Below are 14,541 nucleotides of genomic sequence, written 5' to 3' on the forward strand. Positions count from 1 at the left end.
TTTATGCTATTGACAAGGGGCTATGTGATGTGGTATGTTTGTCGAAGTAAAGCAATACATACCGGTATAAATGAAAGCTTTATGGGGTTTAACTTTTTAAAAAAAATAACAACATGGCAACAATCAACAATGGTGTAATCGGAAGAGCAAGTGGTAAAGTGGGCGCTGTGATAGCTTCGTCCTGGAAATCCATCAACTACCTCAAAGGCCTGCCCAAAAAGCGGACGAAAGGGATGTCCGAAGAACAGCTGATCCAACAGGACCGTTTCCTGAAAATCTCCAAATTTCTGATGCCGATCACGCCGATCCTGCAGGTGGGGTTTGGGCTTTCCAAAACCGAAAAGATGACGCCCACAAACGTGGCACTGCAGCTCAACATCGCACAGGCGGTAAGCGGTACTTATCCAAACTTTAGCTTGGATTACAGCAAGATCGAAATCAGTACGGGCTCTTACCTCAACGGCGGCGGCATGGAGGCTGCTGTGGATAATGGAATTCTTTCTATCTACTGGGATACCATCCTCAACAGCCTGTACAAGACCAAGGCCGATGATCAGGTCATTATCTTGGTCTATTCACCCGAAAAGGATGAATTTATGACGGCACCTACACCGCCCACCCGTGCTGCCGGTACGATAGACATCCAGATCCCGGCCCACCTGCTCGGTGGCAAGGGGCATGTCTGGATCTTCTTTACCGACCGCAAGGCCGAAAAGGTATCCAAAAGTACGTATTTGGGCGAATTTGACCTGGCTTAGCCACTGAAGGATTAATTGAACGGGAGGAGCATGTGGCTCCTCCTGATTTTTGAACACAAAACGATAAGACATGCTGGTGATTTCTGAGTTTAAAAAGCAGGTTACAGATCCGACACGTAGGGAGGCTGCGCAGGAGCGTTTTCGGCTGGCACGCCGGTTTTTGAATCCGCTGTACCCGCTCATCCGCAAAGGTTTTGCCCATAGCAAGTGCACGGTGCAGGCGGCTTTTGGCCGCGCCATGTCGCATACGCTGACGAATGTGATACAGGGGGAATATCCGGATTTTGAGGTAGTGCCCGCTCTCGCAAAAATAAGCAATGGCATGCTGTCTCCGCTCGCGGTGAATACCTGTGTACGTACGTCAAATACGATTCAGCTGAGCTGGGATGTAACCGAATCCAACATCAAAGATTATAACCAATGGGATGACCAGGTCATACTCTGTGCTTATGATATTATTGGCGAGCAGGCAGCCATCAATGAACAACAGGTGCTGCGCAAGGATCTCCAAATGACGATCGAGCTGCCATCCATCCTGCATGATCGGCCGGTGCACCTGTACCTGTTCCTACATGATCGTGACGAAAACCTGTACTCCAGAAGTCAGTACCTCGGTCTTTTCTAATTTAAATCTTGCGTATGAAATCAACGATAAAAGTACTTCGTACAAAACAGGGCAAGCATAGCACGCTGTCCGAGATCTACCTGAACAATCAATTTGTCTGCTACGGTCTGGAGAATATTCCGCGCCCCGTGAAGATTAGGGGCGAGACTGCCATACCTGTCGGGCATTATCCGCTGGGTTTTAACCGCGAGGGGGCAATGAATGGCCGTTACTACGACGCTTACCCAAAAATGCATCGCGGGATGTTAGAGATGCTTGATATTCCGAATTTTAGCTATGTCTACTTCCACAAAGGAAACAGCTACAAAGAGACTGCGGGCTGCATCCTGGTAGGCGCGCAATATGTACTGGAGGATGGTGATTATCGCCTGTTAGCCTCGGGTGTCGCCTACAAAAAGTTCTATCCGCTAGTGGTCGAACTAATGCTGCAGGGACTGGTCGAAGTACAGGTCGAGTGAGTAGCGGTTCCTGCTAAATAAATGATCATCCTTAAAAAAGTAAACATGAAACCATCATGATTTATTCAATCATATTGGGGAATGAATAAATCTGATAGCTTCATCTCAATTGAAAAACAAATTTATACAGATGAAAAAGATCTTCAATAAAGTAGGACAGGTGCTGCAGCTGCTGTTGGCGGCACCTGTTAAGCTGCCGGCTAAGGTGGGGAATGTATTAAAATACCTGGCCTTGGGGCTTGGTATTGTAGAAACGGTATTGGATGAGGCTAAATCACATTCCGAGATAGACGATGGCAAGGAGCCGCAGGAAGGGAAATACAATCCGGACGATGGCGAAAGGAATCAGTCGGCAATGGATGATACGATGTCGGCAGCTGAATCGCCTACCGATAAGGATGCTTCGGTGGGCGTCAGGGAGAATAAGTCCGTTAAAAATGGAAGCGAAAATACCGTAGAAAGGAGCGCGATGGATGAAAGTGAATGATATCCGCGTCTCGGCCATCGGCGGTACCATCTGTTCCATTTGGGCCAGTATCTCGTTGGGCGATGTATTGCAGACAGCCCTGACGGCTGCCTTGGGTACCCTGGTCAGTTTTGCCACAAGTAGGTTATTGGCGAAACTGGGTAAACGGAAAAGATGAGCAGAACAAAAAGGCGCACGGGATTGTGCGCCTTTTTGTAAAGCAATATCTTCATTAGTAAGGCAGAATCCTCAATATTTATCTTTTTTTTATTTCCGAGAACAGCCGATCGACATCTTCCTTAGCGAATAGCCCAGTTCCTTCCGCCATCGTCGTGGCCGAGCCACAGGCGATTCCCATTTGAAGGACATGCTCCAGATCTCCCTGTTGGGCTAAGACAGACACCATTCCGGCAACCATACTGTCACCTGCGCCCACCGTACTGCGTACCTTGACCAGTGGGGAAGGCAGCTGTATTCGTTCTGTTTTTGAATATAATATAGCGCCTTGAGCACCTAAAGAGACAACGATTAAAGTTGCTTTACCCTCCGAAATTAGCTGCTGGGCGGCCATATCCAGATCGGAATGCCCCAATTCCTCTTTTCCCACAAGCGCAGCAAGCTCGCCGGCATTTGGTTTGATCAAAAAGACACCTTCCTCCAGTGCAAGGCGAAGTGCATCGCCAGAGGTATCAATGATTATTTTACTGCCCTTCGTTTTGTACGTATTGATCAGCGATCGTTTAAACTCGGGCGGCATACCAGCGGGCATACTACCGCTGATAACGACAAAATCCGGAACATAGGTGATTTCCTCAATCGAAGTCCTGATCCCCTCCAGTTCGTTGGACTCAAACTGTTCGCCTGGCAACCCAAATCGATATTGCTGATTCGTTGCGCTGTCAACCACGATAAAGTTTTCGCGGGTCTCGCCGTTCACCCAAATAGGTTCTATAGCAATATCTTCCAGCTTCAATAAGCTTTCGAGTAAACTGCCTGTCTTTCCCCCGGATGTAAAAAGGGCTGTTGATGCCAAACCAAGTCTTTTCAATGCCCGAGATACGTTAATTCCCCCACCGCCTGGTTCATATACAGGCGCTTCACATCGTAATTTCTTTTCAGGAACGATATGTTGTACACGGGTACTCTTGTCTATGGATGGATTCAGGGTAATTGTTAAAATAGATTTTGCCATTTGTTTATGTTATAAATTTGAATCATTGCTGTTGGTAGACCAGGTCTTTGCTCAGGCAGTGTTCTTCCCAGGGTAGTGTTATAAGCCGACTATGGGCATTTTGGGGAATAATACTTTTTGATGTCGGCAGGTAAAAATGGTTTTTATTTCCACTGCTCAGGGTATCGCGTAGATCGGGGATTTTTTTGAGGCTGCGCTGCAAGGCCGCAAAAAATGCTTTTGCGGATTTGTCCGCTTGTTTCATGATCTGACGCAAGTGGATAATTTCCCTTGTCCGGTCAGTTTCATAGCCCCCGCTTCCTGCAATGGTATATTCGGCTACAGGTGAATCATAGAAGACACCTGAATCTACGCTGGTTTCCCGATCTGCAAAAGGGTAGGTGGATAGGTAAAACCCATGATAATCTGCTGATGAAAAGCTTTCCAAAAATGCCGACTGATTTTCTTTGCTATATTTTACAATATTGCGCTTTCCTGAACGACGGTTTATCGTCTCAACATAGGCCTGAGCCCGATGTTTTTCCATCGTTTCTCCGCAATGCTGAAAAAATAGCTCCGCGGGCACCGCGATCCAAAAATATTGACTCATTTTCTTTCCTGTATTTTATTTAATGCCCCCGTCGAATAGAAGGGTAAATATACGAAAAGAATCTCTTTAGTCCCCTTACAATCTAACAGCAATGCTACTGCTGGAATGCATGCTGTTCACTGAAATAGAATCACTTTTGGCCATGCGGCGCAATTTTAAATTCAAATTTAGTTCATATACTTTAAGAATTACTATCGATTACAAAATCAACCACGTACCGTATTCAGCAGATCGTGCGGATACCCGAGGCTAATGGAGCTTAAAGCATCTAGTTTGGTCAGCTCATCAGCTGTCAAATTAATTTCAGTAGCTGTCATACTTTGCTCAAATTGATTGCTATTGCGTGCTCCCAGTAATGGGAATGCCTCTTTTGATAAATTCCATGCAAACGCGATCTGACCGGGGCTTGCTTCATATTTTTCCGCGATTGATACCAGTTCATCAATGATCAGTTTGGTTTTCTCGTCTTCCGCATATTCAGCGTCAGAAGAATGACTGATGCGTCCGGCTTCTCCCTTTCTATATTTTGCGGTCAGCAGTCCGCCAGCCATCGGCGAGTACATCATCACACCAAGACCAAATTCCTTTGCCATCGGGATCAGTTCACGGTCTGCGGTACGTTGTAATAAATTATATTCAATCTGTAAAGCACTGAGTTTTGTTGCTGATCCAATGGCCGACACCTTCCATGCCGGGAAATTAGTTAGTCCTGCATACACTATTTTTCCTTCGCTGACCAGATCTTGAAGTCCCATGGCTATTTCTTCCCATGGAGTTACGCCATCGTCATAATGAGGCATATAAATATCGATGTAGTCCGTCTTCAATCTTTTTAGAGTTTTTTCAACAGCCTGTCGCATAGATTTACGGTTATTCCCAAAATTACCGATCGCAGGGTTGGGATCACTACTTCGGGTATATTTTGAACAGATAATAAAATTGCTTCGCTGCCCCTCTAAAAAGTTGCCTACGATTTCTTCTGCCTCTCCAAATTGGTAAACATCCGATATATCGATAAAATTACCACCTGCATCAGCATAAGCTGTTAAAATCTTTTTTGACTCTTCGGGATCGGCTCCGTAACCTTTTCTGGTTCCAAAGTTGGCAGCTCCTAAAATTATTTCACTGGCATGCAGTCCTGTTTTTGATCCAAATAACTTGTATTTCATATTTTTATATTTACTTTGTTGCAAAGTTAAGGGCATAAAGTAACCGTGTCAATTACGGATAAATTTATCTATACCCACTTTATGCCTTCGTAAAATATAGCAGCTATGTATGAAAAAAAGCTTCCGATCAATTTAGATTGCGGTTTACATCTGTTCCTACAAGTGGTTCAGGGAAAATGGAAAATAAACCTGCTCTGGGCCATACATTCAGGTATCAAGCGTCCGGGTGAACTGCAGCGGAAAATCCCCAATGCAACCCGCCGTGTACTTGATGCGCAGCTTGGCCAATTGATTGAACATGGATTAATCAATAAAGTCGTCTTTGATCAGCTTCCGCTGAAAGTCGAATATGAACTGACTGGGCTCGGTGAAAGCCTTATACCAGTCATCGCGGTAACAGCCCAATGGGGTGAGGATCACAGAAATGAATTGGAAAAGATTTTATGAGAAATCCCGCTCGATAGGGGATGTGCATGCGTCCATATCGGAACCCATAAGTTATATTTCTATTCCTTACTATAAGGCTAGGCATTTCTATATGAAATCCGTATATACAGGGGAGTCGGTTCTGCTTCAGGTTCTCCATCTAGCCATTCCTCGACCCCGTATATACAAAGCTCTGTGAAATCTGGATCCTCATCTTTCTTTTCGTCTTTTCGAACTTGAAGTACATGGTCCTCCATGAGGTAATTGCTGATCGCAATGCCAAGTTTTTGACTAAGCTCAGCGGGAAGTTGGTTAAGTTTATCCGCCTGATTGGAGCCTAGATTAAAGTTGTGCTCCATCCAGTCCACAAAATTATCTCTCATAAGCTGCAGCGCTAGTGCGCGATCTACCCTAGGTAGCGCGAGAAGTGTGGCAACTTTAGCTGCCAAACCAAACTCGTCTAAGTTTTCTTTCATAAAAATTCTCTTTTGGCAAATATTTATTTTAAAGATTACTTAAACGAATGCCAAGGAATAACCTCCGTGATTTTGGAGGATAATCTTCTTTTTGAAGATTCAATTTTGCTTAATACTTGATTAATTTTAATAAATTAGATGTTCAAACAATATAAACCTTAGTCTAATAACAGTATTTGGTGGAATGATATGAAAATGTTAAGATTATTCGTTGAGAGCTTTTTTGTCTCTTCGATTTTTAATTTAATTGCAAATAATGGATTTAAGTTAAATAGAATTTGGACGCCAGCCTATTGGACTTGGACATTAGCATTTGCTTTGGCAATAGTCGTTGCTGCGCTGCTCATTCGTGTTCGGCTGAAAGTTTTGTGGATCCATTGGCAGAAAAAATATCCGGAATTGCAACTCTTTAGAAGGGGACGCTTGCAGACCAATAGTTTGCCAGTATCAGAACTGTTATGGGCCATTCTGTCCACATCCTTAGCACTTTTAATGGTCTATCTCTGCTTTATCTATCTAATCGCTTTTGTACGTAGCGGTAGTACGTATATGTTTTTTATAAATTATTTGTTCCATTATATGCCTCTTGTTGCTACAGGATGCTTGGTCTACGTAAGCTATGTTTTTATCAGAGGACAATTATGGTGGTTTACGCCAACAAACGCATTGACGCTTTTCAGCGATCTGTTACCAGAAAAAACAGTTCCTGTAGAAAAAGTGGTCACCATACTCCCTCCAAGCGAATTGGATAAAAGTATCCCAATCGGATCACTTTATGATGTGCTTTACATCCAAGCTCGATTCGATCTAAGTGCATTGCGAAAAGATGTTGTTCGTATGTTTGATGTTCCTTTCTATTTTTCTAAAAGAGGAGAAAAACAAGTTGTACTGATTGATGGTACGCGATTAGAGGCCGGTCGTTTTTTGCAGGAGCTAGAAAAAAGAGGGCTTGACAAATGGTTTTTCCGTATAAGTAGCACCTGTAGAGTGAATATGATGCATATCCATTTTCCAATTTCGCCTAATGCGTCTCAACTGGAGTTTCGTAAGGAGGTGTTTCAATGCCTGCGGTTGAACATGACGGAAATGGAGATCGGAAACCTGCTTCTGGTAAACGAATGGATGCGAAAAGAAAAAAAGCTAAAAGATTTTTTGGATAACGCACATAATCTGCGGCATAAGGGCTGGGATCAACTTATACCATTGAACTGATAAATTCTGCTATGATAAAGATCAAACGGGTATATTTCAAATATAGTGCATCATTTCCCTGACCGACTATGCATTTAAAAAACAATTTGGCTACAGTCCGAAAAGCCTACCCAATACCGAAAAGTCCACCTAATATTTAAAGGACTAAGCGGCCTTCTGCACTTCTTTTTGTGAAGGCAAACCCCTTAAATTGGCCCCGTCACTTGGTTTAATTTTGAAATATTCGATTAAGGATAGCAGGGATAAGCCAGCAATTAACTGCAAGGCCAAACTGAAATCCCGCATCTGATAAACGGTATCCTGATAATAGCTGCTTGCAAGGTGAAGTGTTACCGCTCCCAGGGCGATACCCATACCCAGTGCCATTTGCTGTGCCGTATTGTACAACGTATTCGCATTGCTGAGCTGTCCATTGGGTACGTCTGCGTAGGCCAACGTATTCAGGCTTGTAAATTGGAGCGACCGGGTAAGCCCCGAGAAAAAGAATACGATGGCCACAAGCCAGATTGGCGTTTGCAGGGAAAGCAGGGAAAGTCCGGCCGTAAAAATTGTTAAAATAATACCGTTCCCAATCAAAACCCTACGGAAGTCAAACCGTCGTGTTATCCAAATGGCTACGGGCTTCATGCTCATACTGCCCAGCATGTTGGCCATATAGAGGAGGCCTGCATGAAATGGGCTCAGTCCGAAACCCAGCTGTAGCATAAGGGGCAAGATAAAAGGAGCAACATTGATCACCATACGGGTAATCGAGCCGGAATAGACTGTAACCCGGAAAGTCTTTATTTTGAGGATACGATAATCGATCAAGGGGTACTGTATACGTTTGGAGTGCCATACCGCAATAGCCATCAGGGCAAAGCTTGCCAGGATAGTGACAAGCGGTTTGGTATAATCTCCGTTGGCAGCGCCGATCATTTCGGTACCCAGCATGATGCCGGCGAGGCCAATCCCGCTGATTAAAAAACCGATAATATCAAGTGGACGGCTATTTTCAGATTCCATTGCCGGAATAAATGTATGCACGGCCCACAGCGCAAATACGCCGAAGGGTATGTTGATAAAGAAAATCCAGTGCCAGCTAAAATAGGTCGTAAAAAATCCACCCAGTACGGGGCCAACAATAGGGCCTAATAATCCGGCCCAGGCAATATAACCGATCGCATCGACCAGATCTTTCTTTGCCGTATGCTTCAGTACGATGAGACGACCAACCGGAACCATAAGTGCTCCGGCTGTACCCTGGCAGATGCGCGCTATAACGAAAGATGTCAAGTTGGTACTCAGTCCACAAGCGATCGACGAAAGTATAAATCCTATAATTGCGGTATTGAACACTTTTTTTGCGCCGTAGCGGTCGGCGATCCAGCCACTGATCGGTATAAATACGGCCAGCATGACGGTGTATGAAGTAATGCCCGCACTGAGGTGTACAACATTACTCTCAAAATCATGTGCCATTTTGGGTAAGGCCGTGGATATCGCTGTGGTGTCGAGCATCTCCATAAACAGTGTGCCACCAACAATGAGCGATATGATGCGTGATTCTTTCTTCATTTTGCTCTTCTTCAATCCCGAACGGGATACATGTGCGACAAAAGTAAGCCTATCGGAAAAAAGAAAAGTCATTTAAAGGCAATTAAATGACCAACATGTATCGGCAAGGGACAAAGGAAATGGACTCGCTAATAACGAGGTTATTTTGACATGGCCTCCAGCACTTTTAAATGCGATCTAAATGCCTGTCCAGAAGCTTCGAAACTCGTTGTATTGTATTTTATATTCCTTGCAGGTCTGCTTCACAATCCGATTGAGCGCAGGATAATGAACATGGCTGATCTTTGGAAAAAGGTGATGTTCAACCTGAAAATTGAGGCCGCCAAGCAACCAGGTAAGTGCTTTGCTGCCCGTAGCAAAATTTGCGGTGGACTGAATCTGATGAATCATCCATTCTTCCTCGACCTTTGACTGGTCAATGGTTTTGAATTCGGTTTCTTCCACCACATGGGCCAGCTGGAATACGGTGGCCAGACTCATACCACACACAATACCAGAAATCAGCAAACCGATAAGTGTGGGCAGCCACCCGACGAAAATGATCGGAAGGATGACAAAATAAGCTGAAGTGAATGAGCTTACTGACCCCAAAAATAATACGCTCTTTGACCGGAAAATGAAATTGCTCGGTTTTATGTCCCATGCGTCCACGGAAATATTTCTCATAATCTTGATAAAAGATCCACGCTAAATAGGAGATTCCATAGAGAAGCGGAAAATAAAAACGCTGATAGCGATGGTGTTTCCGAAGTTTTTGGTCGTGGTGTATACGCATAAACTTGACTTCGATATCGTGATCTTCGCCATCGATATTTGTATAGGTATGGTGTGCAATATTATGTTTGAGCTTCCAAAAGTAGATATTGCCGCCCAGTAGATTGAGCGAGTAGGACAGCACAGTGTTAAGGTTTTTATTGTCTGAAAAAGAATTGTGACCAGCATCGTGCATAATGTTAAAACCAATCGCAGCGAGATTAGCTCCGAAAATGATACATAATGCTATTGAAAATACTCCAATGCAAAGGTGCGAATACCAGAAGGAGATACAATACCGCAAAGCTGATCAGGAGGATAGAGGCTTTAAGATAGATCTTACCATTCCCGGTTCTTGGCTGAAGTGAATTTTGAAAATAGTTATTAATTTTTTGTTTTAACGTTTTAGAGAACAATGTATTGACATTGCTGAATTTTACTGACTGGGACATTGGGTTTTTACTCGAGAAATATTCTTAATTTTTATTACGTTCGATCTTGAGCGATAGAACAATGTAAATGTACCATATAAAATTTGAAATATCGCGGTCGTAAAGTTAAAGATTGTTAAAGGTCAATTTACCGGAGAACAGGTCAGCGGGATTAACACTAAAATTTATTTATTACTGTTCTGTCAATTAAACGATTGCCTGAATGCTAAAGGTGAAACATTGGTTTTTTTCTTAAACAGTTTGTTGAACGATTGTGGATGTTCAAAACCGAGTTTGTAGGCGATCTCCGCTACGGAAAGGCTTGTTGCCGTGAGCTTTTCCTTGGCTTCTTCAATTAACTTGTCGTGGATGTGCTGCTGTGTGTTTTTTACCGGTAACGGAACGGAGTAAATCGCTTAGATAACGAGCCGATACATGAAGGCTTTCTGCCAAATACTCTACCGTCGGAAGCCCTTGTTTTAAGGTTTCCTCGTTGCCGAAATAATCATCCAGCAATTTTTCCAATTGAGTTAGCAATGCGTGGTTAACGGCTTTCCGGGTAATGAATTGACGCTCATAGAACCGGTTGCTGTACTGCAAGAGCATGTCAATTTGCGACAAAATGATTCCTTGGGTATGGTTTGTCGATATGCTGATATTCGCTTTCGATTTTAAGAAAGATTTCTATAATGTCTTTTTCTTCGCGTTCGGAGAGATGTAATGCTTCGTTAAGCGCGTACGAAAAGAAATTGTAGCTTTTTATTTTGCTGGCCAGGGGGTGGGTATACAAAAAATCGGGGTGAAATAGCAGCATGTAACCTTTTCCGCATTCGGTATTCATCTTTCTGATTTCAGCAATCGTTAACGATTGGATCTGCTTGGGCGCGATGAAATTCATCGTTCCTTTGTCGAAATCATAATAGTGTTGGCCGTACTTTAATGTTGCAGTAACGTCTTTTTTAAGCGAAATACTATAGAAATTTACGCAGAACTGCTCCCAGATGTCGCTTTCAGCAGGTTTTATTCCAGCGACATCAATTACACTGATGAGTGGGTGTAACGGTGCCGGCAAGGACAATTGCCGGTGAAATTCGGATATGGAATTGATCGTATGCATCCTGTTTCTATTGTACAAATTTACAAAAAACAACTGCCTTAGCGGCAGTTGCTTAATTAAAAAATCAGGCTCCAAATTGTTTTGCGATTTCTTGCCTGAACGCTTCTTTTCCGATTTGTAGTCGTCTTTCATAGAGTGCATGTGCGTCGTCGCCTGCCAGATAGCGTACTTGATCTTTATGGTCCGTTGCAGCTTCGTATACCACTTGGGCAATCTGCTCTGCCGTGGATGCATTTTGCATCATCAACCCCATTTGTTCGAACAGTTTGTCTTCAATGTCCTGATAATCGGAAGTTCGGTTCATATCCAAGGAGCGACCTGCAAAATCTGTCGCTATTCCGCCCGGAGCAACTGTTTTGATGGCTATTCCAAATTTTTTCAATTCAAAGGACATGCTTTCGCTCCAGCCCTCCAAAGCGATTTTGTCGCATGATACATGGAATGTAGCGGAAATCCCATAAAGCCACCAATGGATGTGGTCGAAATAAATAAACCACCTTTCTTCGCTCTAAAATAAGGGATAAATGCTTGTGTAACGCGCAGTACGCCCAATAGATTGGTGTTGATTTGACGAAGTATTTTTTCGTCGCTCAAGCTTTCAAAAGCACCCATTAACCCGTAACCTGCATTATTGAAAACGACATCAATGTTGCTTAAAGAGATGGCTTTTTCTACAGTTTCTTTGGTTTGGGCGGGATTGGTTACATCTAATTTTAAAAGCGTTATGTTTTCGATCTCGGTAAGTTCGGTTTCATTTTCGGGATTTCGCATGGTTGCGATCACATTCCAATCCGCTTGTTGGAATAATTTGGCAGTTGCTTTTTCCAATCCGGAAGAAGCTCCTGTAATGAAAATTGTCTTTTGCATTGTGTTATTGTTTGATTCCATAACACAAATGTCTAAAGAAAGCATAGGGTATCTGTTGCCAAATTGAGCTTGATTGTATCCAAAATGACTTCTTGGTAGTATGCATGATTCTACCCAAGTTTTGGAAAGGCTAAACAGGAGTGATCAGAACAGGAGTGATCAGATCTTGTCGAATGCCATTGGCGAAATCAAGGTGGGGATTACTGGGCTGGAAGCCGCACCTTAAAGGTGGTTCCTCCGGCCGAGTTGCTCTCTACAGCGATCTGTCCGTTATGCAGTTCTACAATTTCACGGCAGAGATACAGTCCTATGCCAAATCCCGAGATTGTTCCGACCCGATCTTTTCCTGCCCTGTAAAATCGATCGAATATCTTATCCCGGTCTTCTTCGGCAATGCCCATACCTTGGTCGCTGACGAAAATTTCGATAACGTTATTTGCCTTGGGCGAATAACCAAATGTAATTTGGGTTCCTATCGGCGAATATTTGGCTGCATTTTCCAACAGGTTTTGTACTACCTGCGAAATCTTGTTCGGATCAGCGTCAATGGATAAACTTTGCGTCAGGTCAGCGGCAATCTGATGGGTGTTGATCCTCAATTTAAATTCATCTTCAAGTTCAGCAAATAATTCCTTCAGATCAAAACACTTCTCTTTCGATCATCATTCTGCCGGAGTCGAATCGCGAGATGTTCAAGAATCCATTGATTAAGTTCTTCATATTGCGAACTTGTCGAAGGGATTTCATTGTAATGTTTTGGTAATTCGTGTTTGCTGTAAGGATTGCCTGACGTTGCATTAATTGAAGATAGGCGTTTATGGAGGTCAGCGGTGTCTTCAATTCATGGCTAACGATGCTTATAAAATCATTTTTCCGCTGTTCCTCAGCTTTCTGTTCGGTAATATCCCGTAAAGTACCATTGAGGCTGGCAGCGTTTCCCTTGGCATCATAAAACACTTTACCCCGTGCCTGCACGAGTCTGTCGTTCGGGTCTTGTGGATTTAGGATACGGTATTCAATAAAGTAATTGCCATCCGACTCTTCGCTAAGTGCATCCGTTATGGCAGCCATTACACGTTGCCGATCCTCTTCTATGATGGAAGAAATAGCGGCGGATAAATCCAATTGATCCTTATCGGCTAAACCAAACCATGATTTTAACAGCGCATTTCCGGAGAACTGATTATTTTTGGGCTCATAATAGAACGTCGCAAGCTCGCCGGCATCAATAGCCATGGACAGCATGTGTTGATCTTTTTCACTTTTCCGCCGTTCAAGGACTTGGTCGGTAATTTCTTCAAGGATAATCAGAATTCCAGTGACTTTGTTGTCAGTTGAAAAAATAGGTTGATAGATCGAGTTTACAATAGCCTCCCGCAGTCCGTCACTGTGACGCAGCAATATGGAAAGTTCATTGTTTGTTTTCCGTTCGCCTTTTTCGAACGCTTCCCGGAGCCACTGATTCACTGGCTGGCCTTGCAGTTCGGGCCTTGCGATTTCGTGGGGCCGGCCCTGCACATCCGCTAACTGATGGCCCCAGATTTTTAATATGGTCGGATTGGCTATGTCAATAATAAGTTCCGGTCCCTTCAGCATGGCTATGCCGACCGGTGCCTGCTCAATAATTGTCCGTACTTGCTCACGGCTTTCTGCCAGAAGTTGTAAGGAACTGTTGAGCTCATCGTTTGTAGCGGTCAATTCTTCGAGCGTTGCCGCCATTTCCTCCATCAGCCCTTGTTCCTTTTTTTCTTTTTCCTGTATCTGTTGCTGATGCTGCCTTCTTAAAGTAACGTTGCGGGCGGTGTTTAAAATACACCATGTTTTATGGTTTTCGTCTAATAGTGCTCTGTATTCATAATCGAAATAATCAGTCACCGGAACACCATTCTTGATGAGCCGGGCTGGTGCCTCGGTAACGGAATAGGATTTCCCCGTACGCCAAACCTCTTGCAGAATAGCTAAGAACGGCTGATCTTCCAGTTCGGGAATAGCACTGATCAGCGCTTTGCCGATAACGGATGCGTCTTTGCCCCAAAGGGAAAGCATGCCCGCATTGGCAAACTGGATGGTCATCTCTGTTCCAGTATAGATTGATGTAGGCTCGGGAGAACAACTCAGTGCCTGTAAGATAAAGTCTTCGCCAAATGAGGCACTACCAAATTTTTTCTTGATGTCCATTAGCCCAAAGATAAAGAATACATTTTATAGCGTAACACATTATTTTCCGCTCTGGGAAGTAAAGTCTTGAAGAAAGTCGAACTGTGTGCTTTCTTTATAAAAATCCTAGCGAAAAGTTACCTAAGGCTTCGCATAAGGTAATCGTTCAATCCGGCCTGTGGTATGATAGGTGTCAAGACCGCTAGAGGTAACTGTCCCGGCTTCTTCGATAGCGATATAACCATCCTCTTTTAAGCAGTTATCGGGCACGAAAGCTGTTTGTAACTT

Annotated in this window: 20 protein-coding genes and 1 pseudogene; 7 read left to right on the plus strand and 14 right to left on the minus strand. The window is 43.7% G+C overall.

Going from position 1 to position 14,541, the window contains the following annotated elements; genetic code table 11:
- Positions 1-113: 113 nt before the first annotated feature.
- From DTA23_RS24840 to DTA23_RS27285, 5 genes are all read left to right on the plus strand, one after another.
- A complete protein-coding gene (locus DTA23_RS24840) occupies positions 114-758 on the plus strand; it encodes a DUF6266 family protein (protein WP_070561184.1) in 645 nt (214 codons plus the stop codon).
- Between the two features lie 70 nt (positions 759-828).
- Positions 829-1,383, plus strand: a complete 555-nt coding sequence (locus tag DTA23_RS24845) for a DUF6266 family protein (RefSeq protein WP_070561183.1) — start codon at positions 829-831, stop codon at positions 1,381-1,383.
- Between the two features lie 14 nt (positions 1,384-1,397).
- The gene (locus DTA23_RS24850) at positions 1,398-1,841 is read left to right on the plus strand and encodes a DUF5675 family protein (RefSeq protein WP_070561182.1); all 444 of its coding nucleotides are present in this window, start codon (positions 1,398-1,400) and stop codon (positions 1,839-1,841) included.
- Between the two features lie 130 nt (positions 1,842-1,971).
- A complete protein-coding gene (locus DTA23_RS24855; protein ID WP_112376323.1) occupies positions 1,972-2,328 on the plus strand; it encodes a hypothetical protein in 357 nt (118 codons plus the stop codon).
- On the plus strand, positions 2,315-2,485 hold the full coding sequence (locus DTA23_RS27285; RefSeq protein ID WP_172462506.1) for a hypothetical protein: 171 nt from the start codon (positions 2,315-2,317) through the stop codon (positions 2,483-2,485). Before DTA23_RS24855 ends, DTA23_RS27285 begins: the two co-directional genes overlap by 14 nt.
- Positions 2,486-2,563: 78 nt before the next feature.
- Here the strand turns inward: DTA23_RS27285 and DTA23_RS24860 are convergent, their stop codons facing one another.
- From DTA23_RS24860 to DTA23_RS24870, 3 genes are all read right to left on the minus strand, one after another.
- The gene (locus DTA23_RS24860) at positions 2,564-3,499 is read right to left on the minus strand and encodes a 1-phosphofructokinase family hexose kinase (protein WP_112376324.1); all 936 of its coding nucleotides are present in this window, start codon (positions 3,497-3,499) and stop codon (positions 2,564-2,566) included.
- 22 nt (positions 3,500-3,521) lie between these two features.
- Positions 3,522-4,088, minus strand: coding sequence for a hypothetical protein (locus tag DTA23_RS24865; protein WP_112376325.1), 567 nt, complete (start codon positions 4,086-4,088; stop codon positions 3,522-3,524).
- A gap of 206 nt (positions 4,089-4,294) precedes the next feature.
- Positions 4,295-5,257, minus strand: coding sequence for an aldo/keto reductase (locus DTA23_RS24870; protein ID WP_112376599.1), 963 nt, complete (start codon positions 5,255-5,257; stop codon positions 4,295-4,297).
- 105 nt (positions 5,258-5,362) lie between these two features.
- Between DTA23_RS24870 and DTA23_RS24875 the strand changes: the two genes are divergently transcribed.
- Positions 5,363-5,704: a winged helix-turn-helix transcriptional regulator gene (locus tag DTA23_RS24875; protein WP_112376326.1), complete on the plus strand. Its 342-nt coding sequence runs from the start codon at positions 5,363-5,365 to the stop codon at positions 5,702-5,704.
- 77 nt (positions 5,705-5,781) lie between these two features.
- On the opposite strand, the gene DTA23_RS24880 is transcribed toward DTA23_RS24875, so the two are convergent.
- A complete protein-coding gene (locus DTA23_RS24880) occupies positions 5,782-6,159 on the minus strand; it encodes a hypothetical protein (RefSeq protein ID WP_112376327.1) in 378 nt (125 codons plus the stop codon).
- A 195-nt stretch (positions 6,160-6,354) separates the two neighbouring features.
- Between DTA23_RS24880 and DTA23_RS24885 the strand changes: the two genes are divergently transcribed.
- On the plus strand, positions 6,355-7,371 hold the full coding sequence (locus tag DTA23_RS24885) for a hypothetical protein (RefSeq protein WP_112376328.1): 1,017 nt from the start codon (positions 6,355-6,357) through the stop codon (positions 7,369-7,371).
- A gap of 144 nt (positions 7,372-7,515) precedes the next feature.
- Here DTA23_RS24885 and DTA23_RS24890 read toward each other — a convergent pair whose 3' ends face one another.
- The 10 genes and pseudogenes from DTA23_RS24890 to DTA23_RS29890 all read right to left on the minus strand — a co-directional run bounded on the left by DTA23_RS24890 (position 7,516) and on the right by DTA23_RS29890 (position 14,523).
- Complete coding sequence (locus DTA23_RS24890) at positions 7,516-9,000, minus strand: DHA2 family efflux MFS transporter permease subunit (RefSeq protein WP_204991100.1); 1,485 nt, start codon at positions 8,998-9,000, stop codon at positions 7,516-7,518.
- 105 nt (positions 9,001-9,105) lie between these two features.
- Positions 9,106-9,877, minus strand: a pseudogene (locus tag DTA23_RS29885) (fatty acid desaturase family protein).
- A gap of 438 nt (positions 9,878-10,315) precedes the next feature.
- Positions 10,316-10,525, minus strand: coding sequence for a helix-turn-helix domain-containing protein (locus DTA23_RS30720; protein WP_370445170.1), 210 nt, complete (start codon positions 10,523-10,525; stop codon positions 10,316-10,318).
- Positions 10,464-10,712, minus strand: coding sequence for a helix-turn-helix domain-containing protein (locus DTA23_RS30725; protein WP_370445143.1), 249 nt, complete (start codon positions 10,710-10,712; stop codon positions 10,464-10,466). Before DTA23_RS30725 ends, DTA23_RS30720 begins: the two co-directional genes overlap by 62 nt.
- 7 nt (positions 10,713-10,719) lie before the next feature.
- Complete coding sequence (locus DTA23_RS30730; protein WP_370445144.1) at positions 10,720-11,229, minus strand: hypothetical protein; 510 nt, start codon at positions 11,227-11,229, stop codon at positions 10,720-10,722.
- Between the two features lie 64 nt (positions 11,230-11,293).
- Positions 11,294-11,611 carry a Rossmann-fold NAD(P)-binding domain-containing protein gene (locus DTA23_RS30735; RefSeq protein ID WP_370445145.1) on the minus strand — a complete coding sequence of 106 codons (318 nt, stop codon included), beginning with the start codon at positions 11,609-11,611 and terminating at the stop codon, positions 11,294-11,296.
- Entirely contained in the window at positions 11,608-12,096 is a 489-nt protein-coding gene (locus DTA23_RS30740) for an SDR family NAD(P)-dependent oxidoreductase (protein WP_370445146.1), read from the minus strand. Before DTA23_RS30740 ends, DTA23_RS30735 begins: the two co-directional genes overlap by 4 nt.
- A gap of 200 nt (positions 12,097-12,296) precedes the next feature.
- Complete coding sequence (locus DTA23_RS24910) at positions 12,297-12,695, minus strand: sensor histidine kinase (protein WP_172462507.1); 399 nt, start codon at positions 12,693-12,695, stop codon at positions 12,297-12,299.
- A 40-nt stretch (positions 12,696-12,735) separates the two neighbouring features.
- Positions 12,736-14,274, minus strand: a complete 1,539-nt coding sequence (locus DTA23_RS24915; RefSeq protein ID WP_112376330.1) for a PAS domain S-box protein — start codon at positions 14,272-14,274, stop codon at positions 12,736-12,738.
- Between the two features lie 120 nt (positions 14,275-14,394).
- Positions 14,395-14,523: a hypothetical protein gene (locus DTA23_RS29890; RefSeq protein WP_256604660.1), complete on the minus strand. Its 129-nt coding sequence runs from the start codon at positions 14,521-14,523 to the stop codon at positions 14,395-14,397.
- Between the last annotated feature and the right edge of the window lie 18 nt (positions 14,524-14,541).

Source organism: Sphingobacterium multivorum (assembly GCF_900457465.1).
GTDB classification, from domain to species: Bacteria; Bacteroidota; Bacteroidia; order Sphingobacteriales; family Sphingobacteriaceae; genus Sphingobacterium; species Sphingobacterium multivorum.